Genomic DNA, 24,333 nt, shown 5'->3' on the forward strand with positions numbered 1-24,333 from the left:
GTACTGCGACCGGGAGGTCGTGGGAGAGTAGGACGTCGCCGGACATTCACACTGTTAAGGGCCACCCACACGGGTGGCCCTTAATGTGTTTCCGGATCAAGGTTCGGGCACTTGTGGCTGAGAATGCAGAGCCATCGGCCTTCCAACAGAGCGAAGGTCTCGCTGATCCACTCGTCGGCCGCGTAGGAGACACCATCCCAGGTGCCGGTGCTGCGCTTGCGCGAAGTGATGACAGCGGTCTCGCCGTAGACGCTGACTCGCGGAGCACCGATGGCTTCCATCGTGTGATGAGCCAGCTGACCGCTGCCGATCCAGCCGATGATGTCAGCCTTGGGAGTGGGGCCGGCCGGTCCGATATAGACCCAGTCATCGGCCATGTAAGTGGCGATCAGCTGGGCGTCGTTGCGTACGAGTGCGGCGTCCCACGCGGTTGATACGGCGAGGACTTCGGTGGCGGCAGTCACGAGCCCACCCTAGATACGAACTGGGGGCTAGGAGCCTTCGGGGGCGATGCCGACCAGGGCTGCGGCGGCACAGACGTGGACCGGAGTCAGGTCGGCAGGGGCTACCGGCGCCTGGAGGAGAGTTCCGCGCTCGAACGGAGTCAGGTTGATGTCGATACCGTGAGCGCCGGCAACCAGGCCGCGGACATAGGTCAGCCAGCCCATCATCGGAATGCCCCGGCGGAAGACACCAGCCGCCGCTGCCAGCTCGGTATCGGCGATGCTGGCCCATTCGGGTTCCCAGATCGTGACGACGGCCCGGAGTACCTGGGCGAAGCGCTCGGACTGGATCAGCGCGTCGTCGTCGCTCCAGTGCAGTGTCAGCTGATCGGCCGCGGTGGTGAGCGTGCCTCCCATCGAGAGGTCGAACAGCCACGGAAGGTCACCGGTGCTCTGGAGATGGAGCCGCGTGGTACTGGAGCCGTTGGAGAGGACCTTGGTGGTCGCCTCGACCATCTCCTGCAGCGGAGTCGCGGCGTCGCATTCGAGGACGTGGTACCCCCAGCGCTCGTCCTGGGTCCACAGGTGGACGTCCGGAAACGCCACCGCCACGGCCGTCAGCGTGCGGCCTACCCGGAGTGCCCGGTGCTCGATGGTTTCGTCACGGTGCGTCCACTGGGCGCGTAGCAGCCAAGATGCCATCTCACGCCCTCCGCTCAGTTGCCGGCTGGACCTGCCCGGCAGACGGTACGCCGACCTGGGACGCATTGGCCAGAGCTCCGCCTACGCGGTGTGAACGATCCGAGCGGAACAGCTGACACGTCACCACCCCAGTGTGAACGACACCTAGGTCACCCTTACCCACCGGGGTCCCCTTTCCGCAACCACCCACCCAAAACCCACTCCCAACCCCCAACCCGAACATTCACCAGAAACACGCGCAGAAACGCACCCGCTGAGCTGATCCACGACCCGCGTGCAGGTAGCGGGTCCGAGGAAGAGCGCTCGTGGGAACGTGAAGCGTGGCCGGCGCTAGGCGGTTGGGTCCTCGCCGACTGGCTTGGCGCGGGGCTTCCGGGTAGCACGTGGCTTCGGGGGAGGCTCGGCCTTGCCGGCTGCCTCCGGCGCCGTGGCTTTGGTAGGGGCAGAGTCGCCGGCTGCCTTCGGCGCCGTGGCTTCGGCGGGGGTAGACGGGGGCGCGGGCTCTGCGAGGGCTGGGGCGGGGGTGGTGGCTGCCGGCGTGTCGGTGAGGGTTGAGGCTCCGGCTGCCGCGGTGTCGGTGGGGAGTTGGTCTGGGGGGAGGTCGAGGGTGGGGGTGGGGCCTCGGTAGGAGTCGAGCCAGGTTCGGAGGAGTTCTACTCGGGCGGCGTACTCCTCGTTACCCTTCACGACCGGGGCCTGGTTGTAGGCCATGGTGTCGGAGGAGCGGCGGAGTTTGACGTAGAGGCGGGATGAGGCCAGCGCGTAGCGCTCCATGTCGTCCTGGAGGGCACCGATGACCGTGATGTTGCGGTCGCGCCCGATCTGCTCGAACAAGGCGACGGCCTCGCGTCGGTGCTGGGAGCCGAGGTTGCGGCCCAGCTCGTCGAGGATCAGGAGCAACGGACGGTCACTTCCACCGGCAAGAGCCGCCGCACAGACGAGTTTGACCGCCTTCTCATCCATCTGGGCGGTGTTGCCCTTGACGTTGAACGCGGAGAACGGCCCGCCCTCCGACCGCCGCCACTTCGGCGTGACGGTCCACTTCCACGGCTTGTCGGGCTCGGCCGGCGGGTCAGGCTCCGGATATTCGAGCTTTGCCCCATACCCGCCGTACTGCTGATCGAGCCGGTCGAACTCAGTCGAAACCAACCGAAGCCGCGACTTGATCCCGTCCGCCAAAGACGCGCGGTGAGCACGAGCGGTGCTTTCCGCCTCGCCCAGGCCCTCGCGAGCCCGCTCGAGCGCAGCGTTCCGCTCGGCGCGCTGACTGGCGATCTGCTGTTGCTGGAGGCTGTCGAACGTCTCGTGCTGAGCCAAATGACTCGCCAACGTCCGCTGCAACGCCGGCACCAACGCAACTCGTGCACCCAGAGTCCCGTTGGACCAACCGTCCGCACCGTTCAGGATCTCCCAGAGCTCGGCCGGGATCTCCTCGCGCGACCGGGCGTTCGGGAAGCAACGGCGTACGACGTCGTCGAGTTGAGTGCAAGCCTGGTGATTCCAGTCGGCCGTGGTCCGGCGCTGGGTGTCGTCGGGGAGCCCGAGCAGGAAGTCGCTGGCCTCGGCGGCCGATGCTCCCCACGCGGTGGTCCGCGCGACCAGGTCGAGCGAAGTCTGCTCCTCCAGCAGTACCAGCCGGCGTCGGGCGAGATCGTCGAGGATCCGGTCGTGATCCCGCCGGGTGGCCTCGAGGTTCTTCAGCCGCTCGTCCCGCACGAGTTGCTGTCCGGCGGCAGCCTCGGCCGCCTCCTTGGCAGCCTGCAGTGACGGAGCCAGCGCGTCCCGATCGTTCTCGTGGCGATCATTCGCCTCCCGGAGCGCGAGGATCTGCTCCTGTACGTCGGCAGCGGCCCCCAGCGCGCGAGCGGCCGCAGTACGGCGCTCGGCTTGTTCGACCCGGGCACGTGCCTGCTCCAACGCCGAAGCTGCCGCGGATCGGGCGTCGACAGCCGCCTCGAGTCGACGGCGAGCGGCCTCGATCCGGGCGGTCCGGCCGGTGATCGGCTCGTCGAACTGTCCGACCGCTACGACACCAGCGGCCTCGTCGATGACCTCCTTCGCGGCCCGCGAAGCCAGCGCCACGAAGAATGCGTCCAGCTTGAACCGCTTGTCCGCCGAGGCCGGACCACCCTTGAACGCAGTACCCGGGCGGTTCGCGAGCACCAGCAGGAAGCCCGCATACCCAGCATCCGACAAAGCAGCCGCAGCCAGCGCAGCATCCTCCGCGTCGACGACAACCGCTTCCCGGTATGGCGCCAGTCGCGGCTCCCACTCGGTGCGGTCGTTCTCACCCAGTTCGGTGATGTCGGTCAAGGCGCCGCACGCGATTCCCGCGTTCTCCAGCACCTGCTGCTGAGGCGCGGACACGGTCTGACCGCTCTCCGCCTCGCGCAGCAACGCCGTCGCCTGGTCAACGTAAGCACGAGCCGCGTGATCGCGTCCGATGTGCTCTTCGAGCGCCTCGCGAGCCTCGTCCTGCTCCGCTGCGGCAGCATCCAGATCCCGGCCATCCGCGGAGCGGCCGGCTTCAACCAGTCGACGGTGCTCCTGGCCGAGTCGTTCGAGTTGCTCACGAACCGAACGCTGGGCAAGGTCCAGTTCGCGGTCCCGTGCATCGAGATGGTCACGTTCCTGCCGGGTCAGCTGAGCATCCCGGAGCAGAGTCTCTTCGTTGCCGAAGGCATCTATCTCCGTGTCGACTGCTTCCCGGCGGGCCTCCTGCTCGGCGACGCGCTGGTCGAGCTCGGTCAGCTCGTGCAGAATGTCGCTGTTGCGGGCATCGCCGTCGACGAGGTGGCGAGCGCAGCGCGCCTTCCAGGACTCCCGCGCGTCGGCGAGCGCGGATCGGGCCGCTGCACGTTGCAGGATGCCGGCCTCGACCGTGGCCATCTCCTGCTCCCAGCGCTGCAGATCGGCCGTCGCCTGCTTGGTCGCCTCGCGCTGGGTGTGCTCCGCGGATCGGTGGGCCTGCTCTTGTTCGAGCTCGTGGTCGAGGCCGGTCAGGGTGGCGATCGCGTTGAAGATACGGGCCGGGCCCAGCTCGTTCAGCGGCTCGGCGAGCAGGTTGGCGGTCGGTGACGAACGGACTGAGGTCGAGAGGAACGACACGCAGCGCACCTGGCCGCCGTACAGAACGGAGGAGAGCTTGTTCGCGTGGAAGTCGGTGCGGCCGTTGGAATGGGGGAGGGCGGCCCACAAGGCGTCTGCTCCGGCTGCGCGTTCGGCCTCGGTCGCGCCGAAGGGGACGTGCAGGCCGTTCTTCCAGCGCAGATCCAGGTACGACGCTTTGCGGTTGATCCGGATCCAGACGGTGATCGCCGCCGCCTCGATCTCGGCGAGCTCGGTGAGGTCGGGGTCGGAGAAGACGCCGATGATGTAGCCGCGGTCGACGTTCGACCAGTTGCCTTCCTGGCCGGCCGCTTCGGCCGTGAACAGGAGCTCGGCCGCGCCGGGAGCGCCGCTGGTGAGGCGCCATTGGTCGTCGGCATGGAGCAGCGACAGCGCGGCGATCCAGGAGGATTTGCCGGCGCCGTTGGAGTCGACCGGGCCCTGACCGGCGACGGTGACGAGGCCTTGGCCGACCATCGGGATCGGGTGGGTCGACAACCTGGACAGGTCGACGACCTGGACGCCGAGCAGCACTTTCGAGCCGAGGATGTCGAACGGTCCGTCCTCAACGGGACTGCTCATGCCGCTCCTTCTTCATCGGTGATGCCCTTGCGCGCGCGGATGGCCTCCGCGATCGGGCTGGCCGGGGCGGCGGCGAGGATCAGCTGATCCTGCAACCGGCGCCGGGCCGCGGGGGTGAGGCGTTGGAGTTGCGGACCGGGGATGTAGCTCGGGCCGCCGGAGTGGTCGCCGGAGAGCTGGATCAGGCCGGCGGCGCGCAGTCGTTGCAGCGAGAGGCGGCGCTCTTCGCTGCTGATCTTCGTCGTACGGAGTTCGTCGACGGTGGTCGGACGGGCGGACTTCCAGCTGTCGCCGGTCAGAATGCCTTCGCTGCGCGGGATCGCTACCGAATGCACCAGCACCAGAACAAGCACTGCGCGGTCGACTACCGACAGCGGCTGCCAGCCCTGGGCAGTCAGGATTTCCGCGATGTCGTCCGCGTAACCGGCGGTCCAGTGGGTGCCGTCGACCTGCACGAGGACGCGGCCGATCAGCTTCAGCATCTTCTGCACCTGGCGGCGCAGGGTCACATCCCGAAGCCCAGCGAGTTGGACTTCGGCCACCGGATGGGCGGCGTACTGCACAGCACTGAAAGCAGCCAGCACCTCGTCACGCGAGCGGTCGCTCAAGTCCTGCAGCAGGTTGTCGAAGAGAGCATGCTGCTCAGTCATCTTCAACCTCCGAAACGGTGGTTGCGGTTTCTGAAGCGGCCGGGGTGGCGGGAGGTGCGTCCGCATCCGCGGGTAGCGGCTCGGGGTGGATCTCGGGGGTGCGGGGCGCGGCCAATACTGCAGGGGGCGGGTCAGGGAGGACTCGGCAGAGTTCTCTGAGGGTGGCTAGCTGGGGCGGTCCCCAGGTGATGACGCGGGGGCCTAGGCGGACTTCGCCGGCCCTTTCGTTCCAGAGGAGCCAGTGGGTGGCGTGGAGGCGGCGGAGGCTGCCGATGATGAGCGTGAGGTCGCTCGATTGCTCGGGGCGGCCGCGCATACCGGCGTACACGGCCTTGATCTGGGTGAGGGTGCCGACTGCGCCGGGCCAGGCTGGGCCGTCTCGGTCGGGCCAGCAGCAGGTGACGCAGATGGCGAGGACGCGCGCGGTCTCGTTCGGTTGCTCGACGGCGACCGGGGGAGTGCCCAGCTCGTCCAGAACCGAGTGCCCGGCGCCGTCCGGAAGTGTCGGCAGCATCCAGACAGAAGAGCCGTCAGGCTCGGCGGCCCGTGTCAGCCCTGCGACCGCAGGTGTGTCCGGCGATACCTGCAAAGGTCCGCCCGACTGCACTTTCGCCCACCACAGAGCGTTGTAGAGACGCCCCTCGACCACACTTTCGGCAGTCATCGGTTCACCCGCCGGAACGTACCCTCGGTCGCCCACGGGGTCCCCGCCGTCGGGTCGATCCGCATCCCGTCCGCCCAGAGGAGCTCGTAATCCAGCTCGTCATGCAGATGCGCCGCGGTCAGCTCCGCCAGCACTCGTCGAGCGGTGATCCAGTCGCCCGCGTCGTCGACCACATCGATGATCGACACACTCGATCGCCCCGCCAGGATCCGCTCGGCCTCGGCTCGCAGGTCCTCCCGGTCCGTCGCGGCCGCCGACTCCGGTGCGTCCGTCTCCGCCGAAGGCCGCGGTGGTGCCATCCGCGCAGTACCGGTACGACGCCCCGACTCGACCGCTTCGAGCATCGATTCGGGGGAGAAGTCCGGTGCGGCGGCGTCGAAGAGCAGCCCGTCGAGCACACCGGCGAGGACCTCGGTCTCGCTCGACCGGGTGAATGTCAGCCAGGTCTCGATCGGGAGCAGCCCGAGCGCGCGCGTCGTACCGGCTCTCTCCACCAGCCGGCCCGCAGCCAGCTGCACTGCATCGGCATAAGCCGCGAGCGACATCCGCAACGAAGTGCAGGCCCGGTGCAGCGTGGGCCAGCGCTCCAGCACGATCCGGTGCACCTTCTCCGCCTGCTCGATCAGCCGCTCGTTACCCCAGGCAAGCTGGGCGTTTTCGCGCAGTTGTGCGGTTGTCGACGTCGAGACGAGGATCGCCAGCTCGTTCCCGAGCAGCCGGAAGACCTTGGTCAGCCGCTCAATCGACGCCTGCCCCTGGTCCTCGGTCGCGCGCGGATCGCTCACGCTGTGTGCCTCGAGCGTGAGCAGCTGGTGCAGCTCGGCCTGCCCGCCTTGCACGGACATCCGTTTGAGGAACATCAACATCACGTACGGCGCGAAGGCGGCCCGGTGCCGCAGCTCGTTCGGACGGTCGACCAGTTTGGTGATCGCGCCGTACTGCCGGAGCACCTCGAACCGCCGGACGATCACCTCGTGCGGATACCCACGGCAGGCCAGCGAGGCCTGCTCCACGGTCAACCCGTCGCTGCCGGCCTCGGCGAACGCGTCCAGGATCGCCTGGTCGACGTCCAGCAGGTCCGGATCCACGATCATCGCGCCGGCCTCGCGGGCGAGCACGGCGAACACCTGCCGGTAGACGCGCAGTACGGCCGCTTCGGCCTCCGCGTCCAGCAATGTCGCGTCCATCAGGTCCTCCTCCCGTGCGGCCCTGAACAAGCGACCAGACCCCGGACTTTATCGACCCCGGCGGACAGATCGGAAACCGACGGCCCGCCTGCCTGTGGACAACCGAAAACCAGGTGACGCCGCAGCGGTGCCTCCCTACCATCGCAAGCATGATGAGACTCCTCGGCTAGTGCGTCCTCAAACGCTCTAGCCGACCCCCAGCAGGCATCCCGGCGCGGACAGTCACGTCCCCGGGTGAGCTTGCTGTGTTCATCACACCGGAGTCTCACCATGGCACCGTCACGTCTCGACGCCCTGCCGATCGGCGCTCAGCACCCGCAGTACCGCGAGCTGCTCGCCGTCCGCAAGGATTCTGTCCCCGGCCGCATCCTGGTCGAGGGCACCTGGGAGCACAACCAGTTGCTCACCACCCAGGCCACCATCACCACCTTCTTCTACTGTCCCGAAGAAGCAGAGGGCACCACAGCGGAACAAGTAGCAGCCCGTGCCAACGAGATCTACCGGATCTCGCCGAAGCTGTACGCGCGAATCACGCGCAAGAACCGATCGGACGGCCTGCTCTCGATCGCCCGGCTTCCGGTCTGGCGGCAGGACGAGTTCCGCTTCGACGAGTCCTCGCTGATCCTGGTCGCGGACGGAGTCGAGTACGCCGGCAATCTCGGCACCCTGATCCGCACGGTCGATGCTGCTCGCGCCGACTGTCTGGTCCTCACCAACCGCAGGGCACGTCCCACCCATCCGGCCGTGTACGCCGCGAGTCGCGGGCTCGTTCTCAGTACGCCGGTGCTCGAGTTCGACGAGATCTCCACAGCAGCGGCGTGGTTGCGCGAGCACCGGGTCGAGGTGCACCTGGCCGACCCTGAGGCAACGGGGAGCTACCGCGATACGCCGTACAGGGGAAAGCCGACCGCGTTCGTGGTCGGTTCGGAAGGCGGTGGGCTGTCGGAGAAGTGGCATCAGCAGGGCTTCGGCAAGGTGTCGATCCCGATGCTCGGCCAGGCCGACTCACTCAACGTCGCGCTGTCCGCCGGCATCCTGCTCTTCGAAGCCCGAGCCCACAAGGACGGATGGTGAGCCACGGTGATGCTCGGTGTGGGAGCCCGGCAGAATGGGGTCTTGTGAACGACTTCGAACCGGGTGAGGTAGTTGCTCCTAGTGATCCGCGGATCGTGCTCGAGGGGCAGTGGGCGCAGCAGCCCGGCCTCGCGATCACCGTCAACTCCGGGTCGAGGATCAGCTTCTCCTTCGCCGGTGAACGCCTCCAGTTGCTCTTCGACACCAACGGTCTGACGGTTGCCCCGCATCTCTGGATCTCGCTCGACGACCAAGAACCCGAGTTGCACCTGATCGAGCAGCCAGTGATCGAACTGACCGCCGAGACCGGTCGGCACACGGTCGAGGTCGTGGTGAAGGACGTCAACGAGTTCGTCAACCGCTGGAACCCGCCCTTCGAATGCGCGGTCGTCTTCGCGGGCCTCGTCCTCGACGTCAACACCCGCCTCCGCCTGATCGGTCGCCCGGCCGGTCCTCGACTCGAGTTCTACGGCGACTCCATCACCCAGGGCGTCCGGGCGCTCAGCGCGCACCCGGAGTCCGACGGCGCAGACGGCACCAAGTCGTACGCGTATCTCACCGCCCGAGCGTTCGGCGCAACGGCGTACCAGGTCGGGTTCGGCCGCCAGGGCATCGTCCGCACCGGCAACGGCGAGGTCCCGAACGGTCTGGATTCCTTCGGCTGGAACTTCGCCGGCTCCCCGGCCGAACGCGTCGAGCAACCCGAGGCAGTCGTCCTCAACCTCGGTGTCAACGACGAAACCCTCACCACCGACCAGTACGCCGCCTATCTCGCGCGCGTCCGTACGTCGTATCCCTCGGCGACGATTGTTGCCCTGAGCCCCTTCAGTGGCAAGCACGCCACCACCATCGAAGCCGCCGCCAAGGCCGTCGACAACGTGATCTACATCGACACCACCAACTGGATCACCCCCGAAGACTGCACCGACGGCGTCCACCCCTCAGTCGAAGGCCACGCCAAAATCGCCGCCCACCTGATCCCAGCCCTGGAAACCCACACCGCCCTCCGCCGAGCGCGATGAAGCTTTACTGAATCGGTGCTGGCACCCCGGTCAATCTGGCGCGGAGCCGCTCCGCCGCTATCGGGTGGACGCCGTCGACCCGATCCAGCGCTCGCTCGAGAAGCGCCCGCGCCTGACCGGGAGAGGTCGCCTGGACACAATCGGCGAGACCGGTCAACGCCTGAGCGATTCCGAGTACGTGGCCCCGCTCCTCGCAGAGGCGTAGTACGAGGGCGTACTGCTCGTCAGCCTCCGTACTACGGCCTGCGGCGAGCAGGCTGGCCCCGAGACTCAGCCGGGCGTCCACGTCGTCCAGGTGGGTGCAGTTGCCGACAGCAATCTGCAGCGCTTGCTGATGCGTATCAACCGCCTTGTCTGCCCAACCGAGCTGCCGGTAGGCGTCCCCGAGATAGCAGAGCGTGTAGCTGAGCGAGAAGTCCTGGGTGAGCTGTGAAGCCAGTCGCTGCGCAGCACGAGCCGCCTGCAACGCGTCGTACGGCTTCCCGGCATCTAGCAAACAGCGGGCGATTCCGTTGAGCAGATCTGGTTGGAGGCGTTCGTCGCCAAGATCACGGGCTACTGACAACGCCTGTTCGTAGTACTCGAGTGCCGTAGAGAACTCCCACTGCCGCGCGTGCAGTGCAGCCAGGTGACCGAGCGGCGTCACGATCACGCGCCGGTCGTCGGCCAACTGCGCCAGACGAAGCGACTCGCGCAGCAGGTCACGCCAATCCGAGCGGAGGTCGAGCGCCCCGGCGGTGTAACCGAGTGATCCAAGGATGTGAGCCCGTACTGCGGGCGCTTCGTCCGCAGCCAGTTCCGCAGAGCGCCGGAGATCGCAGACGCCCTTCTCCGGACCGCACCGGAATTGACCGATGTGTCCGCGCAGGTAGAGCAGCCGTGCTTCGGCCGATCGATCCTCCGAACGCTGCGCAGCCGTCAGCCCAGCAGTCAGTACGACGTCCAGCTCGTCCTGCCGACCCCGGTCGTGCAGATACGGCGCCACCGCGATCGCCAACGCACTGGCCAGTTCGTCCCGCTTGGTGCGCTCAGCCAGTTCCACGGCGGCGACCAGGTTCACCCGTTCGCTGTCGGCCCAGCGTAGATCCGCGCTGACGTCGGGCAATGATTCGCTCGCTGGAGGTGCATCCAGGAGCAGATCATGGTGGTACGCCGCCGAGCGGTGCGCCGTGTGCGCGTAGTACGCGAGGAGCCGGTCAATCGCTGCGTCGCGATCGGTCTCGTTCTCCTCATCGGCGGCCACCTGGCCGGCGTACTCGCGCAGCAGGTCGTGGAACTCGAACCGATCCGGGACCGGCTGAAGCAACAGGCTGGCGTCGACCAGGTTCTCCAGGATCTGCTCCGTGTCGCGGACGGTCAGTTCGCAGAGCGCGGCGGCGCCGTACGCGTCGATGTCCTTGCCCGGCATCAGACCCAGTCGGCGGAAGACGGCACGCTGGTCGGCCGGGAGTTGCTCGTACGAGACGGCGAATGCCGGCGCGACGCCACCCGCGTCCCGGCTCAGCTCGTTCAACCGGCGGTCCTGGTCCTTCAACCGCTGGTTGAAATGCGCCACGGTCCAGGACGGGCGGTGCCGCAGCCTGGACCCGGCGATGCGGATCGCGAGCGGTAGCCGGCCGCAGCGTTCGGCAAGTTCCTCGACGGCTGACTGCTCGGTACTGGTCCGATCCGCGCCGACAATCTCGGTCAGCAGGCTCGCCGCGTCGGTCCCCGGCAGCAACTCCAGTGCGATCCGGTGGCTCGTGTCGAGATCGGTCAGCTGCGGACGGCTGGTGAGCAGCACTGCGCAGGTGATTGCCCCCGGCAACAAGGGTCGGACTGATCTGGCGTCCGGTGCATTGTCCAGCACGATGAGGAGCTGTCGGCCGGCCGTCTTCGACCGCCACATCGCCAGCCGGTCCTCGAGACAGCCGGGGATCTGCTGCGGCGGCACGCCGATGCCGCGGAGCAGGTGGTCGATCGCGGCCTCGGTCGTGAGCGGCACCCGGCCGGGGGTGTGACCGTGCAGATCCACGAACAACCGGCCGTCCGGGTACGCCGAGACGAGTCGGTGGCCGGCCTGAACTGCCAGCGAGGTCTTGCCGATGCCGGCCATCCCGTCGATGGCGACGACCGGGGGAGCGGTTCGGGTAGCTGGATCGAGTGCGGCGACGACGGTTGCGAGTTCCGTCGTACGGCCGATGAAGGTGGCGCCGCTGTACGGGAGCTCGTCGTGTCCGGTGCTTTCGTTGCGTAGTACGGATTGGTGAACTGCTCGCAGCTCGGGGCCGGGCTCGACACCTAGCTCGTCGAGCAGGGTCGCTCTGGTTTTGGCGTAGGTCTCGAGTGCCTCTGCCTGGCGGCCGCTGTGGAACTGGGCTGCGATCAGGCGGCTCGCGTAGCGCTCGTCGAGAGGGTGGGCGGAGACGAGGGTGAGCAGTTCGGGCACGAGTTCCGCATGGTTGCCTGCGGCAAGTTCCAGGTCGAGGCGGTCGCGGACGGCGACGTCACGGCGGGCGATCAGTCGCTGGCGCTGAGCTGCGAGGTAGTTGCTGGGGAGTCCACTGAGTGGCTCACCCCGGAACAGAGCGAGTGCTTCGCGGTAGAGCGCCGGGTCGCCGACCTGGGCCGCGGCTGCGATCTTGGTCTCGAAGCGATCGACGTCCAGGCAGTCGGGTGGCAGATGCATGACGTAGCCGGTCGTGCGGTGTTCGAGGGAGACGCCGGGTGGCAGCAACTTGCGGATCCGGTAGACATACGTGGGGATGACTTTCGGTCCTGTGGCAGGCGGTTCCTCGTCCCACACCAGGTCGAGCAGTTGCTCGGGGGAGGTGACGTGGTTGGCCCGCAGTGCCAGTACGGCGAGCAGTGCCTGCTGCCGGACCGGGCCGGCGTTCAGTTCGGAACCGCCCGATCGGATTGTCAGCGGGCCGAGCAGATCGATGCTGAGCGCCTCGGTCATAGGACGAGTCTGCGCAGCAATTCCGGTCTATGCAAAAGCAAAACCCGCCATTAAGCAGGGATCGAAAAGCTTGCGTCTGGCCGGATAGTGGGCGGTGGGCGCAGGATGGGCTTATGGCAACTTCTGTCGACGACTACATCGCTGAGTTTCCTGCCGGCGTACAGGAAATCCTTCAACAGGTGCGGCAGACGATTCTGGCCGCCGTACCCGATGCCGGGGAGAAAATCAGTTACCCAGATCCCCACGGTCACGATGAACGACGAAGCGCTGCTCTACTTCAGCGGCTGGAAACAACACATCTCCGTCTACCCGGTCCCCACCGGCGACGAAACCCTCACCACCGCCCTCGCCCCCTACCTCTCCGGCAAAAGCACCCTCAAGTTCCCCCTCAACAAGCCCATCCCGTACGACGTAATCTCCCGCCTGACCCAAGCCTTCGTGACCTCCCGCACCACCAACAACCCCACTAACCAGCGATCCAACCAACCCGCCGCCTCGGAGTAGCCCACCGCCGCCCGAACGGCCGCAACCTCGGAGCGGCCCGCCGCCTCCCAGCAGCCGGCAACCAAGAGGTCGCCTCTCCGAGTCGTCTGCCGCCTCCGAGTAACCCGTCAGCTGAGCGGGCCTCCGGCTCCAAGTGCTCCGGCTCCGAGGAGCTCGCGGGGATCTGCGGCTCCCGGACCGCGCAGTACCCAATCGCCGAACTGTTCCCCGAACAGATACCAGAGCCCATCCATCCCCATCCGCAACTGCCGCCGTCCCGCCGTCACCCGGTTCCCCTCCACCACAGCCCCAGCCCCCAACGCCTCCCGCCCCTCCGCCATCCCCGCGTCGCCCCCACCCCGAACCACCGAACTCCCCGCCGCACCTTCGGCGGGCGGAGTCGCGCTCGTGGTCTCCACCGGCGAGACTGCGACCGCGAATCCACCTGCACCACCCTCGCGCCACGCGATCGCCCAGCTGGTCAGTTGCCGAGCAGGGATGCCAGCCCGATGTGCCAAATCCGCAAGAGCCGACGTCCCCAGCAATCCCGCCGCCCGCCGCGCCAGATCCTCATCCCGCGTCAGCCCGAGCCCACCGTCCCCATCACCCGACGCCAACTCCCACGCCCGTCGCGCCGCATCCGTCGCCAACGCCACCAGATCCTGCGCATCGATCCCCGACTGCCGCGGCGGATCCAGCATCAACACCGCCGACGGCACCCCCGGTTGCGCCATCGGCTTCGGGGGTAACGGCACCGGACCAACCTTCTTCGCGAACGCAGCCTTGGCCGGTACGCCGACCGGCCGCCGCTTCACCACCGGCTGCTCACCACCAGTCGACCGGCGAGCCCGCAACGCCGCCATCAACTCGTCGCGCTTCCGCCCACGCAGCAACAACAAGAAGAACGGATCCTCATCCAGCGCATCCGCGATCAAGAAACACACAGCCGCCGAATGCTTACAAGGAACAGCAAAGTCCGGACAGTTGCACGCGGTCTTGACCTCACCCGCATCCGGCAACAACTCCAACCCAGCCGCCTGCGCATCATCCACAACCTCAGGCGGCAGCTCCCCGTCGAGCAACGCCGCGACCCGCCCGATCTGAGCCGACACCACATCCAGAACGGCTTCCCACTCGTCATCCGTGAACGCCCGGATCCGTACCTTCACCTCGTACGGCGTAGTCCGGCTGCCCTGGACGATCGCGCTCACCACTCCCGGATCCACCGACAGCTCTAGCACACTCCCACGTCGCGCATACGACCGCCCGCGACTCAACCGCCCCGGATCCAGGTTCGACCGATGCACCAGCGCATCGACCCACGCCTTCCCCCACCACGTCTGCCCAAAAGGTCGCCGACTCCCCGGCCCCTTGGCAGCCGGCAACCCCGCGTTCTCCTCCGCCCGCCGCCACCCCTGCCACGGCACCCGCTCGTTCACGCCGCCCTCCCACACCAGCGGACCCGGCGCCCGGACCGCCAACACTCATCAACTCCGCTGTAAGCCCGTTTCGAGAAGCTCGCCACGCTCAGCGGAGCCCGCCGCGTGGTGCTTGATGAGTGTTGGCGGTCCGCTCCCTCAACCCGAACCGCGAGCGAGGAGGCGGCGGCAAGCTGCTCGTTCACGCGCTTGTCGGCGGACCACCGCGAGCCGAGCGCCCGCGTACGACTCGCGCTGCGTTCCCCGGAGAAACCGCAGAGCCGGTGCGCCGGAGTGCAGGCGGCGTTACGTGTATCCGGGAAGGTGCGCGATGGGCGGTCCGGCGTACGGGGGTTCATGGCGTCTTTCCAACGGAGGAAGGGTTGTAGGCGCTCGCCGCACCCGACTTGGCTGGTGTGGTCGACAGCTCTACCAACTCGCTGAGCTCGGTGTCGGACAGTTCGCTGAGCCAAGCTTCGCCCGAGCCGACTACCGCGTCCGCCAGATTGCGCTTCGCGGCGATCACCGTCGAGATGCGGTCCTCGAGCGTGTTCTCGGTGACCAGCCGATGTACCTGAACCGGCCGATCCTGCCCGATCCGGTAAGCACGATCCGTCGCCTGATCCTCAACAGCCGGATTCCACCAACGGTCGTAATGCACAACATGCGTCGCCTTTGTCAGCGTGAGCCCAACCCCACCAGCCTTCAGCGACAACAAGAACACCTGCGCCTCGCCCGCCTGGAACTGCTCGACCAACTGCTCGCGCTTCCGCACCCCGATCCCACCATGCAGGAAGAGCGATCGAACCTGCCGTGCCGCCAGATGCGACTCGATCAACCGGCACATCTCGACGTACTGACTGAAGATCAGCACCGACTCGCCCTCCGCCAGGATCACATCGAGCAACTCATCGAGCGCCGCGAGCTTCCCAGAACGCCGGGGGAGCGGCCCAGGCTCATGCAAGAACTGCGCCGGATGATTGCAGACCTGCTTGAGCTGCGTCAGCAAACTCAGCACCAACCCACGCCGCGCGATCCCCTCTGCCTCCTCGATCTTCGCCAGCGTCTCCTTCGCCACGGCCTGGTAGAGCGTCGCCTGCTCAGCAGTCAGCGGTACGACGACGTCGTGCTCGGTCTTCTGCGGCAACTCCGGCGCGATCCCCGGATCGGTCTTCTTCCGGCGCAACAGGAACGGCCGCGTCACCCGCGCGAGCCGAGCAGTCGCCTCCTCGTCGTGATACCGCTCAACCGGTACGGCGATGTCATGTCGGAAGCGATCGAGAGTCCCCAGCAACCCCGGCGCCGCCCAGTCCAGAATCGACCACAACTCCGACAGACGGTTCTCGACCGGCGTACCGGTCAACGCCAGCCTGGTTGCCGCAGGCAGCGTCCGTAGCGCACGAGCCGTCCTGGACAAGGGATTCTTGGCATGCTGCGCTTCGTCGGCGACCGCCAGTCCCCAGAAGATCTCGCCGAGCACCCGGTGATTCTGCCGCACGACCCCGTACGTCGTGAGCACCACTTCGTCCGCGCCCAGATCGCTGAGATTCCGCCCGGTCCCGTGGTACCGCCGCGTCGGCACGTCCGGCGCGAACTTCCCCAGCTCCCGCTCCCAAGTGCCCAGCAAGGTCGACGGACAGACCACCAACGTCGGCCCGCGTCCGCGCCGCCGCAACTGAAGATGCAGCGCGATCACCTGGATCGTCTTGCCCAGGCCCATGTCGTCCGCCAGACACCCGCCGAGCCCGAGATCCGCCAGGTGCGCCATCCACGCCACACCGCGCTTCTGATAGTCGCGCAAGGTCGCCCGCAACCCGATCGGCTCTTCCACAGGCTCGGGATCACGCGCCGAACGGAGCCGATCCAGCATCGTCCGCAGCGAACCACCCGCATCGAACGCGACCAGCTCACCGTCGACCTCGATCGTCCCCGTCAGCGCAGCCCCGAGCGCCTCGGCCCCGGTCAACTTCCGCGAACCACCACGCCGCAATTTCCGCGCGAGATCCTGGTCGATCCGCACCCAACGCCCACGCATCCGGATCATCGGCCGCTTCGCCTCGGCCAACGCGGCGACCTCGGCCTCGGTCAGCTCCTGCCCGTCGATGGTCGGCCGCCACTTGAACGCGAGCAGATCGTGCAGACTGAAATCCGGTCCCGTCACCGCACCTGGTGTCGGAGTAGCAACAGCACCTCGTACTGCGAGTTCGCCGGCGAACAACTCGGCCGGCCACAGCACCTCGATCCCGGCTCCGTCCAACGCGGCGCTGTCGCTCGCCAACTCGTCGAGCGCATCGTCGTCGATCCCCACCTCGTGCGGTGCCGCGTCCTTCAACGCCGCACCGAGAGGCGGCCAAACCCGCGCTCCACGTCGCAACGCCAACAGCAGATCGGTCTCCGCGCGTTCCCCAAGGGCAGTCAGTACTGCGGCCGGTGCGTTCCACACGTCTGCCACATCGACCAGCAGGCTCGGATCGACGCCGCTTCGCAACTGCAGCACTGCCTTGAAATCGGCATCGTCCTCCGGCGGCTCGATACGCAGTACAAGTCGTGCGCCTGCCTCTTCACTCAACGCGGTCTCGTCGAGCCACTCGGTCGGCCCGGCGATCTCCATCGGCTCCTGATCGGCGAACGGTCGCGCGCTTTCCCGCACGGCCAGCCCGGCGGCCGGCGTACGGACCAACGCATCTGCCAGCGCATCCCAGAACGCCCGCACCAACTGCTCAGGATCCGCCAACCGCAACGGTCGCGACCCTTCCACCGGTACGGCGTATGCTTCCGCGGGCATCGACGCGGCAAGGTTCTTCAGCCAGCCGCGATCCACCGGGTCCAACGGACCGACCCGCCACGCACCGAGCCCGGTCGTCCCCTTGTCCGGCACCAGCCGCCCGCGCGCGACCAGCCCGACCCCGGCCAACGCCGCCGCCCGCCAAGCCCGATGACTGGCCGAATCGCTCTCTTCCGCCGGTCGCGTGAAGAACTCCAGCGCCTCGCTCGCCGTCAGCATCTTCGCGGCGACCTTCACCCGCCGGAGCTTCTCACCCCGCAGCTGAACCAGCTCCACCTGTCCATCAGCAACCCACCCCGCCACCCCCAATTCCCCATGCACCGCCAGCCGCCCCACCCGAGGCGGCTCCCCCTCCAAAAACACCATCTCAACCACCCCCCGCACAGTACCCACCCCCACCGACACCCCGCCCACTTTCATCCACAACCCGCAGTCACTCCCGAAACCGGGCACCCCCGAGGCCTCCGGACCGCCACGCCATCAGTACTTGCACCCCACACCGAGCTCCGGCCCTACCGCCCGCGCGACCCGCCTCCACCTTCGCCTTCCCGCGGGCCCCTCCACCGAGTACTGATGGCCTGGCGGTCCGCCAACACTCATCAACCTCGATTTCAGGTCGTTTCGCGGGGCCGTTCACGCTCAGCGGAGTACGGCGGGAGGTGGTTGGACAGTGTTGGCGGTCCGCTCGCTTGACCCGAACCATGGTTGAGGTTGCAGGGTCTGGGGGGACGGACGAAAGAGCGAATGGAGTGGGCAGATATGCGGGCAGCAGTGGTGACGGAATTCGGTGGGCCCGAAGTAATCGAAGTACGGGAGTGGCCGGAGCCTGCCGCGGGGGAGGGGCAGGTGGTGATCGACGCCGAGGTGACCGACGTGATCTGGGTGGAGACGGCGATCCGGCGAGGGTTGAACCGGGAGTACTTCGACGTGACTCCGCCCTACATACCAGGTCATTCGGTCGGCGGCCGGGTTCACGCAGTCGGCCCAGGCATCGACGAGGCGTGGATCGGCAAGACGGTGATCGGCCGGACCGAGCAATTCGGGGCGCACGCCGAGCGCGTCGCCGTACCGGCTGATTCATTGGTGGAATTGCCGGAGCAGCTCGACGTCGAAACAGCGATCGCTGCACTCGGCGATGGCCTCACAACCCTCCTCCTCGAGAAATCAGCGCCAGATCTCGCAGGCAAAGAGGTGCTGATTACCGCGGCAGCCGGCGGAATGGGCCTGCTGTTGATTCAGATGGCCCACAAGGCCGGAGCGCACGTCGTCGCGGCGGCGCGCGGTCAGGCAAAACTTGATCTCGCGAAGGCCCAGGGAGCGGACGTGGTGATCGACTACACGTTGCCCGGCTGGGAGAAATTGGTGCTAGAGGCAACGAATGGTGTCGACGTGGTGTTCGAGGGGGCCGGCGGTGCGTTCGGTGCGGCCGCGTTCAGTACGGTGAAGGACGGTGGGTGGTTCTCCGCGCACGGTACGCCGAGCGGAAGCTTCGCGCAGTACGACGAAGCCGAGGCGAAGCGGCGCGGTATCACCACGCAAGGGATCCGCGATGTCCAGGCCGACAGCTACCAGGTCTCCCACAGCGACGTGATCGGGCGGGTGCTGGCCGGCGATCTCGTCCCCGTGATCGATCGCGTCTTCGCCTTCGACGAGCTCGGCGAGGCCCATCGTGCGATCGAGGACCGCGCCCTGCTGGGGAAGGCGTTGCTCAGGATTCGGTGATCTTCAGATCCGTGATCGCGGGCGGTGCCGGGCGGGCAGAGACGATCTTGTTGCGCCCGGCCCGCTTCGCGGTCAGAAGAGCGTTGTCGGCCGCCAGCACGAGCTGATCCATCGTGCCAGCGACATCCGGATAGACAGCAGCGCCGATCGACGCCGGCACTCCCTCGATGATCGCGGTGGCGTCGACGGCGGTGTCGACCGAAACAGTCAACGTGGTCAGGCGTTCGCGAATCCGTTCGGCGACTTCCAGTACTTCGCCCTCGGACGCGCCCGGCAGTAATACAGCCAACTCGTCGCCACCGACTCGCGCGACAAGATCACCCTGCCGTACTTCTGCCCGCACGGTCTCGCCGACCGCACGCAGCGCCCGGTCGCCGGCGGGGTGGCCATAGGTGTCGTTGATCTCCTTGAACCTGTCCAGATCCAGCAACAACAGCCCGACCGGACTCCGCAGCGACTCGGCCCGCGCCAACTCGATCGGCACGGCGTTCGCCCAGTACGACGGTGTCGCCAGACCAGTCTTCGCGTCCGTACCCGCCGCCCGCTGGAACTGCGGCAGCAGCAAGTCGCGATGCAGCGCGAGCACGGTCACCATCAGGATCGGCACGACCCACGCGTACGACGATTGCAGCGCCGCCACCGCGACGCCGAGGCCGAGGCCGGCCATTACGACGAACTGGTCGGACAACTCACCGAGGGCGCCGCGAGCCGATGCGTCCGGCGCGGCCAGCAGGATCGCCCCGACCACCAGGGCGAAGTTCACCAGCCACCAGGTGAGCATCGCGGCGACCACGACGACGAGGGTCCAGAAGTCGTCCGGGAGACGTGGTGCGGCGAGCAGACCACCCGCCCGCAGTACGGCGGCGGCTGCGGCGCTAGCCAACACGTACGTGGCGGCGGAAAAGATCTTCCGGTGCGCGATCGTGCGGCCGTACGCGCGGATCCAGGAGTAGCAATACGACGCGACGATCAACGCGATCGCGAGGGCGAGCGGAAGGAGCAACAGGCCGGCGAAGACCCAGAGGCTTTTCAGGTTCGCGTACGGCGAGGTGCTCGGTGGGAGCTGGCGGCGGCGCTCGATACCGCGGGCGGATTCCAGATGGAGGATCGCGGCGATCGTGACCACCGCGAATGCGGCCCATTCGGACGGCCTGACGCCGGCGCGCAGAGTAGCGGCGACGGCCTCGACGGTGATCGCGAGCGCGACAACCTCGACACCGAGCACGTAGCCCAATGACGGAGCCGGCAGCGACCAGAGCTTCCAGTGGCGGGGCGGAACCCACCTGCTCCGACCGATCAGAATCATGTGGCCTCACACGGTAGACCTGAGCGGTTTGTTCCTTGATGGTAACTGCCTGTTGAGGCGAGATCATCCGAGTGTGAGGCGAATCGGTCCACTGACTGGACAATGCGGCGCGAATGGGCGGACAGGACCGCCTTTCCGGGCTGTCGGTGTGGATTTCTTTACCGATATCTTACGGAGGCGCTCGAGTGGGATTTCCGGGAACGGTGGATGGATTTAATTCACAGGCAATTCTTAGACAACTGCCGTGAGTAGACGTGTTGCCACGATCCGTGTTCTGATTCGCGGTGCTGGTGTCGCTGTGCAGTGGGGCGCTTACCTCCTGTGTCAGTGGTCCGGTCCAGTTCCGGAACTGGTCTGATCCATTCAAGGGTTTGCTCGCGGCGCATCAGTGCCATTTCGGGGTCCCGGTGGTTGAGGACTTGTCCACCACCTCTACTCTTGAGGTGTCTGGTATCGGGGTCTGGGCGGGGCGGCCCCGACCCTGATACCAGACTTCTCTCTTTCCCGGCCCGTCCCCCACCGACGCGGCCCCGGCCGATCCGGCCCCGCCTCCCGCCTCCCGCACCCCGGCGTCACCTCGCTGGCGCGTCAGGCCTAACCCGGCGCCATATTTCACGCGCCCCGCTCCACTCTCCGCACGCGCCCACCTCCGACGCGCCACCCCACCTCCAGCAGACGTCGAGCCTCACCTCTTCGACGACCTGGGTTCGGGCGCCACCCACGCCACGGGCACTCCTCAGAACCCTCACCCCCTAACACGACCCCGCTTCGGTGTGCCCAACTCCCCTTGGCGGGGTCACCCCCCTGCTATAGGAGGGGGGTAAGGGCATCAGGAGTGGGTGAGCACACCGATCTGCCGTCCGGAGCCCCTAGTGCTATCGGTTGATGTCTCCAGGGCTGGGTCGGTCGGTAGCGGCGCCGGGTGTTGGCGGCGGTGTGCGGAAACTGTCGGTGGGGGCCGGTAGCGTTCTTCTTGCCAGGGGCGGCTCCTGGACGTGCTTCCTTCTCCTTCACCAGGCATGTAGCGCGTCCGCTCTCCGCCCCTGGCAACTCTGTCCAACCGGGGGAGGAATCGATGCCTGACGCGCTCGCCGCGGTGCTGCTGCGCCGCAAGAGGCTGGTTGACGCCGTGCGCCTGACCCCGCCCGTACGCCGATCCGCTTGGCAATGGCTCCGGCATCCGCTGACTACCCAGGCCGGCCTGGTCGCCTTGCAGGCCGAGCTGATCCAGCGCGGTTTCCTCCTGTCGGCCACCCTGTACCGGTACTGCGCAGGTCTCAACCCGCTCGCCCTGACCGGCTTCGGCCAGACCCTTCTCGAGTTGCTCGACAGCGAGTCCGGCAAGAAGGCTGAGCTCGTTCCACTCTTCCGCGGCTTCCCCGAGAGCGTCCCCGGCAATACCGAGACCTTCTACATAGACAGGGTTTTCGCCCGCCTGCTCCAGGAACCACAACAGCCCTGCGTACTCTGCGGCGAAGCGAGAACCGTCCACCCGGTCTCGCCCTGCGCCCACCTCGTCTGCACCTCCTGCTGGGACGGCTCCGACTACAGCGCCTGCCCCATCTGCCTCCGCCCGCTCGACCCGCACGACCCCTTCCTCCACCCCCACCTGAGTGATGCCGGCAGGTCCCCTGAGGCGGGTGACGTCAGTGGTGCCGGTAGTTCGCATGAGGCGGGTGACGTGAGTGGTGCTGGAAGGGCGCCCGAGGCGGGTGACGTGAGTGGTGCCGGAAGAGCACCCGAGGCGGGTGAGCCGAGCGGTTCCGGTAGGGCACCTGAGTCGGATGACGTGAGTGGTGCGGGGAGGTCGCCAGAAGCGGGTGACCCCAGCGGTTCGGGTCGATCGGGTCGGTCCGGGGATTCAGCTGGTATGCGTGGATCCAGGGATTCGGCTGGTTTGTGGAGCGCCGGGGACTCGGCTGATCTACGAGGGGCCGGGGACTCGGCTGGGTTGCGGAGGGCGAGCGATTCGGCTGATCTACGACGGTCCGGGGATTCGGCTGATCTACGAGGGTCCGGGGATTCGGCTGATTTGCGAGGGTCCGGGGATTCGGCTGGGATGGTGGGAGCCGGGGATTCGGGTGGAGGTTCGGGTGCTGGTGCGGAAGGCTCGCAGGATGGGGGCGTTCGGCTTCGGTTGCTGGCGTTGGTGGGGGACGATGCTGCTCGTCGTACGGCGGTCGAACTGTTGTCCCGACGGGCGCCGTTGTCCGTGGTGGATCGCGCCGACCTCGCAGTACTGCTGACCGACCCCGCGTGGCTGCCCGACGACATCCCCGTCCGCGAAACCCGCGCGGTCGCCCTAGCCGCGCTCGTCACCGAGCACCCCGCGCTCCTCGACGTCCTCGCCGAGACCGCCACCGACGTACTGCGCCTGCTCTACGTCCTGATGGATGCCGACCCCAGCCTCCGCACCCCACCCGTACGCCGCCTGTCGGCCCCGCGCGTCACCCGGCGCACCATCCTCGCGCGCCTCAATCGCATCCCCTTCGAAAGCCTCGTCGATGACCTGCACCGCCACCCGCGCGCCTGGAAGCGAATCGCCGAGAACCTCCACCCGTTCGAACACGCCACCGCCTACCCAGTCACAGCCCTCGCCTTCGCCATCCTCCGCAAGACCCCGCTCGCACCGGACTCGGACCTCACCGTCCTGACCCGGCCGGGTTCGGGCTGGCTGGATTCCAACAGCCCCGCCGGGCGAGCCGTCTACGCGGAGGCGGTCCAACATCCGCAAGTGCGCGTCGAGGACGGCCGCTTCGTCCTGAAGACCTTCGCCAGCCGCCTCGAAGAAGCCTTCGCAGCCGACCGTCCCGGCCACGCGCTGGACCTCCTCCGCGACCGACCAGGCGAGTTGGTACGCCGCCTCGTCCACCTCGCGCGCGCTCTGCCACCCGATGCGCACGGCACTCTGGTCGACGCTCTGACCACCGCCGTCTCGGACGTGTCACCCGTCGTACTGACCGCAGCCCTAGGCCAAGTCCGTACGCCGCCAGGCGACCTCCGCCTCTTCTTCCCCCGCGGCGGAACGACCCGCCTCTGGACCGCCGTCGACGAACGTGAACCCCTTCCGCCCGACCTCGCCGCCGCGCTGTCCGGCGTACTGGTCGGTGAAATGTTGCGCAGGGCAACCGATCTGCCTACCGTCCGGCGGGCCTTCCTCGACGAGGAATTGGCGCAGTTGGTGGCTCCCGGTTCGGAGCGGAGTTCGTCGTCGACGTTGCGGCGGATGACGCGGGGGAGTGTGCAGCCGATCCCGGACGACGACTTGCTCCGGCTCTTCCTGCATTGGGTCGAACCGCCGGACCAGCGCGCCGATCTCGATCTCGCCGTCGCGGTGTTCGACGACGAGTGGGCGTTCGTCGGGCTGTGCGATCCGACCCGGTTGCGCTTCGACCAGGACGCGATGGTGCACTCCGGCAACCTCACCGCGGCGCCCGGTCCGCGCGGCGCCACGGAGTACGTCGATCTCGATCTGGAAGCAGTACGTCGGGTCGGCGGGCGGTATGTGCTGCCCGTGGTTTTCAGCTTCAACGGCGTGACCTTCGACGCCCTGGAGCGGGGGTTCATCGGGTTGATGCGCGAGCCTTCGGAGCTGTTCGATCCGGCGGCCGTGGAGGAGCGGTTCGACCTGACCGGATCGGCGAAGACGCTGCTGCCGTTCGGGATCGACCTGCGGACGATGCAGCTTCGCTGGTACGACGTGAATCTGAGCGCGGCCGGATACGGGAACAGCCTGGTCCGCCAGGCCGGTCAGGTCGCGCTGATGGCGGCGACGCTCGAGGAAGTCCACGGCGCCGGCGACCGCGTCACCCTCTGGGAAGTCTGCTGCTGGCACGCGGCCGCCCGTACGACGGAGGTGGTCGTCCGCTGCGCCGACGGCTCCGTCGTCGGATACCTCCGTGGTGAATCGGAAGACGTCACCACCTTCGCGCGCCGCCTGACAGCCCGCCTCGAACCAGACCGCTACTGGGACCTCGACGCCGCCACCCGCGCCGACTTCGTCGCCGTCATCAACGGCGACATCGACCCCAAATCAGGCGCCGATGTCTACGCCCTCCACCCCCACCTCCTCGACCCCGGCAGCGTCCACCTCCTGGACGCCCCCCACCTCCTCACCACCCTCACCCCCGACAGCCGAGCCCGCCTCAGCACCCCCAACCAGTAACCCACCCCGCAGGCCCCTGACGGCCGCGACGAGCACGCTGTGAAGCGGGCGACGAGGGTACGCCGAGACCGTGGACGACGC

General features: G+C 67.5%; 15 protein-coding genes. 5 read left to right on the forward strand and 10 right to left on the reverse strand.

The features are described 5' to 3' along the window. Positions 1–80: 80 nt before the first annotated feature. From ABZ004_RS14270 to ABZ004_RS14295, 6 genes are all read right to left on the reverse strand, one after another. Positions 81–464, reverse strand: coding sequence for a nuclear transport factor 2 family protein (locus ABZ004_RS14270; RefSeq protein WP_355680267.1), 384 nt, complete (start codon positions 462–464; stop codon positions 81–83). A 27-nt stretch (positions 465–491) separates the two neighbouring features. Continuing rightward, positions 492–1,145 carry a hypothetical protein gene (locus ABZ004_RS14275; protein WP_355680268.1) on the reverse strand — a complete coding sequence of 218 codons (654 nt, stop codon included), beginning with the start codon at positions 1,143–1,145 and terminating at the stop codon, positions 492–494. Between the two features lie 330 nt (positions 1,146–1,475). Further along, on the reverse strand, positions 1,476–4,835 hold the full coding sequence (locus tag ABZ004_RS14280) for a chromosome segregation ATPase (RefSeq protein WP_355680269.1): 3,360 nt from the start codon (positions 4,833–4,835) through the stop codon (positions 1,476–1,478). Continuing rightward, entirely contained in the window at positions 4,832–5,485 is a 654-nt protein-coding gene (locus ABZ004_RS14285; RefSeq protein WP_355680270.1) for a hypothetical protein, read from the reverse strand. Before ABZ004_RS14285 ends, ABZ004_RS14280 begins: the two co-directional genes overlap by 4 nt. Beyond that, positions 5,478–6,149 (reverse strand): hypothetical protein, encoded by a 672-nt coding sequence (locus tag ABZ004_RS14290; protein ID WP_355680271.1) that lies wholly within the window; start codon positions 6,147–6,149, stop codon positions 5,478–5,480. Before ABZ004_RS14290 ends, ABZ004_RS14285 begins: the two co-directional genes overlap by 8 nt. Then, the gene (locus tag ABZ004_RS14295; RefSeq protein WP_355680272.1) at positions 6,146–7,336 is read right to left on the reverse strand and encodes a hypothetical protein; all 1,191 of its coding nucleotides are present in this window, start codon (positions 7,334–7,336) and stop codon (positions 6,146–6,148) included. Before ABZ004_RS14295 ends, ABZ004_RS14290 begins: the two co-directional genes overlap by 4 nt. Before the next feature lie 270 nt (positions 7,337–7,606). On the opposite strand from ABZ004_RS14295, the gene ABZ004_RS14300 reads away from it, so the two are divergent. Both ABZ004_RS14300 and ABZ004_RS14305 read left to right on the forward strand, forming a co-directional pair. Then, a complete protein-coding gene (locus ABZ004_RS14300) occupies positions 7,607–8,410 on the forward strand; it encodes a TrmH family RNA methyltransferase (protein WP_355680273.1) in 804 nt (267 codons plus the stop codon). 44 nt (positions 8,411–8,454) lie between these two features. After that, positions 8,455–9,432: a GDSL-type esterase/lipase family protein gene (locus tag ABZ004_RS14305; protein ID WP_355680274.1), complete on the forward strand. Its 978-nt coding sequence runs from the start codon at positions 8,455–8,457 to the stop codon at positions 9,430–9,432. 4 nt (positions 9,433–9,436) lie between these two features. Here ABZ004_RS14305 and ABZ004_RS14310 read toward each other — a convergent pair whose 3' ends face one another. Beyond that, positions 9,437–12,373 carry a BTAD domain-containing putative transcriptional regulator gene (locus tag ABZ004_RS14310; RefSeq protein ID WP_355680275.1) on the reverse strand — a complete coding sequence of 979 codons (2,937 nt, stop codon included), beginning with the start codon at positions 12,371–12,373 and terminating at the stop codon, positions 9,437–9,439. A 252-nt stretch (positions 12,374–12,625) separates the two neighbouring features. Between ABZ004_RS14310 and ABZ004_RS14315 the strand changes: the two genes are divergently transcribed. Continuing rightward, a complete protein-coding gene (locus ABZ004_RS14315; protein WP_355680276.1) occupies positions 12,626–12,877 on the forward strand; it encodes a hypothetical protein in 252 nt (83 codons plus the stop codon). 107 nt (positions 12,878–12,984) lie between these two features. Here ABZ004_RS14315 and ABZ004_RS14320 read toward each other — a convergent pair whose 3' ends face one another. Next, entirely contained in the window at positions 12,985–14,295 is a 1,311-nt protein-coding gene (locus ABZ004_RS14320) for an SWIM zinc finger family protein (protein ID WP_355680277.1), read from the reverse strand. Positions 14,296–14,629: 334 nt separating this feature from the next. Next, positions 14,630–17,425 carry a DEAD/DEAH box helicase gene (locus ABZ004_RS14325; protein WP_355680278.1) on the reverse strand — a complete coding sequence of 932 codons (2,796 nt, stop codon included), beginning with the start codon at positions 17,423–17,425 and terminating at the stop codon, positions 14,630–14,632. 393 nt (positions 17,426–17,818) lie between these two features. Here ABZ004_RS14325 and ABZ004_RS14330 point away from each other — a divergent pair, with 393 nt between their 5' ends. Beyond that, positions 17,819–18,781 carry a zinc-binding dehydrogenase gene (locus ABZ004_RS14330; RefSeq protein WP_355680279.1) on the forward strand — a complete coding sequence of 321 codons (963 nt, stop codon included), beginning with the start codon at positions 17,819–17,821 and terminating at the stop codon, positions 18,779–18,781. Here ABZ004_RS14330 and ABZ004_RS14335 read toward each other — a convergent pair. Then, positions 18,768–20,087: a GGDEF domain-containing protein gene (locus ABZ004_RS14335; RefSeq protein ID WP_355680280.1), complete on the reverse strand. Its 1,320-nt coding sequence runs from the start codon at positions 20,085–20,087 to the stop codon at positions 18,768–18,770. The two genes, ABZ004_RS14330 and ABZ004_RS14335, sit on opposite strands and share 14 nt — an antisense overlap. 1,075 nt (positions 20,088–21,162) lie before the next feature. Here ABZ004_RS14335 and ABZ004_RS14340 point away from each other — a divergent pair. Continuing rightward, positions 21,163–24,252 (forward strand): MXAN_6230/SCO0854 family RING domain-containing protein, encoded by a 3,090-nt coding sequence (locus ABZ004_RS14340; protein WP_355680281.1) that lies wholly within the window; start codon positions 21,163–21,165, stop codon positions 24,250–24,252. The last annotated feature ends 81 nt before the right edge of the window (positions 24,253–24,333 follow it).

Origin of the sequence: Kribbella sp. NPDC006257 (assembly GCF_040613535.1) — a bacterium.
Classification (GTDB): domain Bacteria; phylum Actinomycetota; class Actinomycetes; order Propionibacteriales; family Kribbellaceae; genus Kribbella.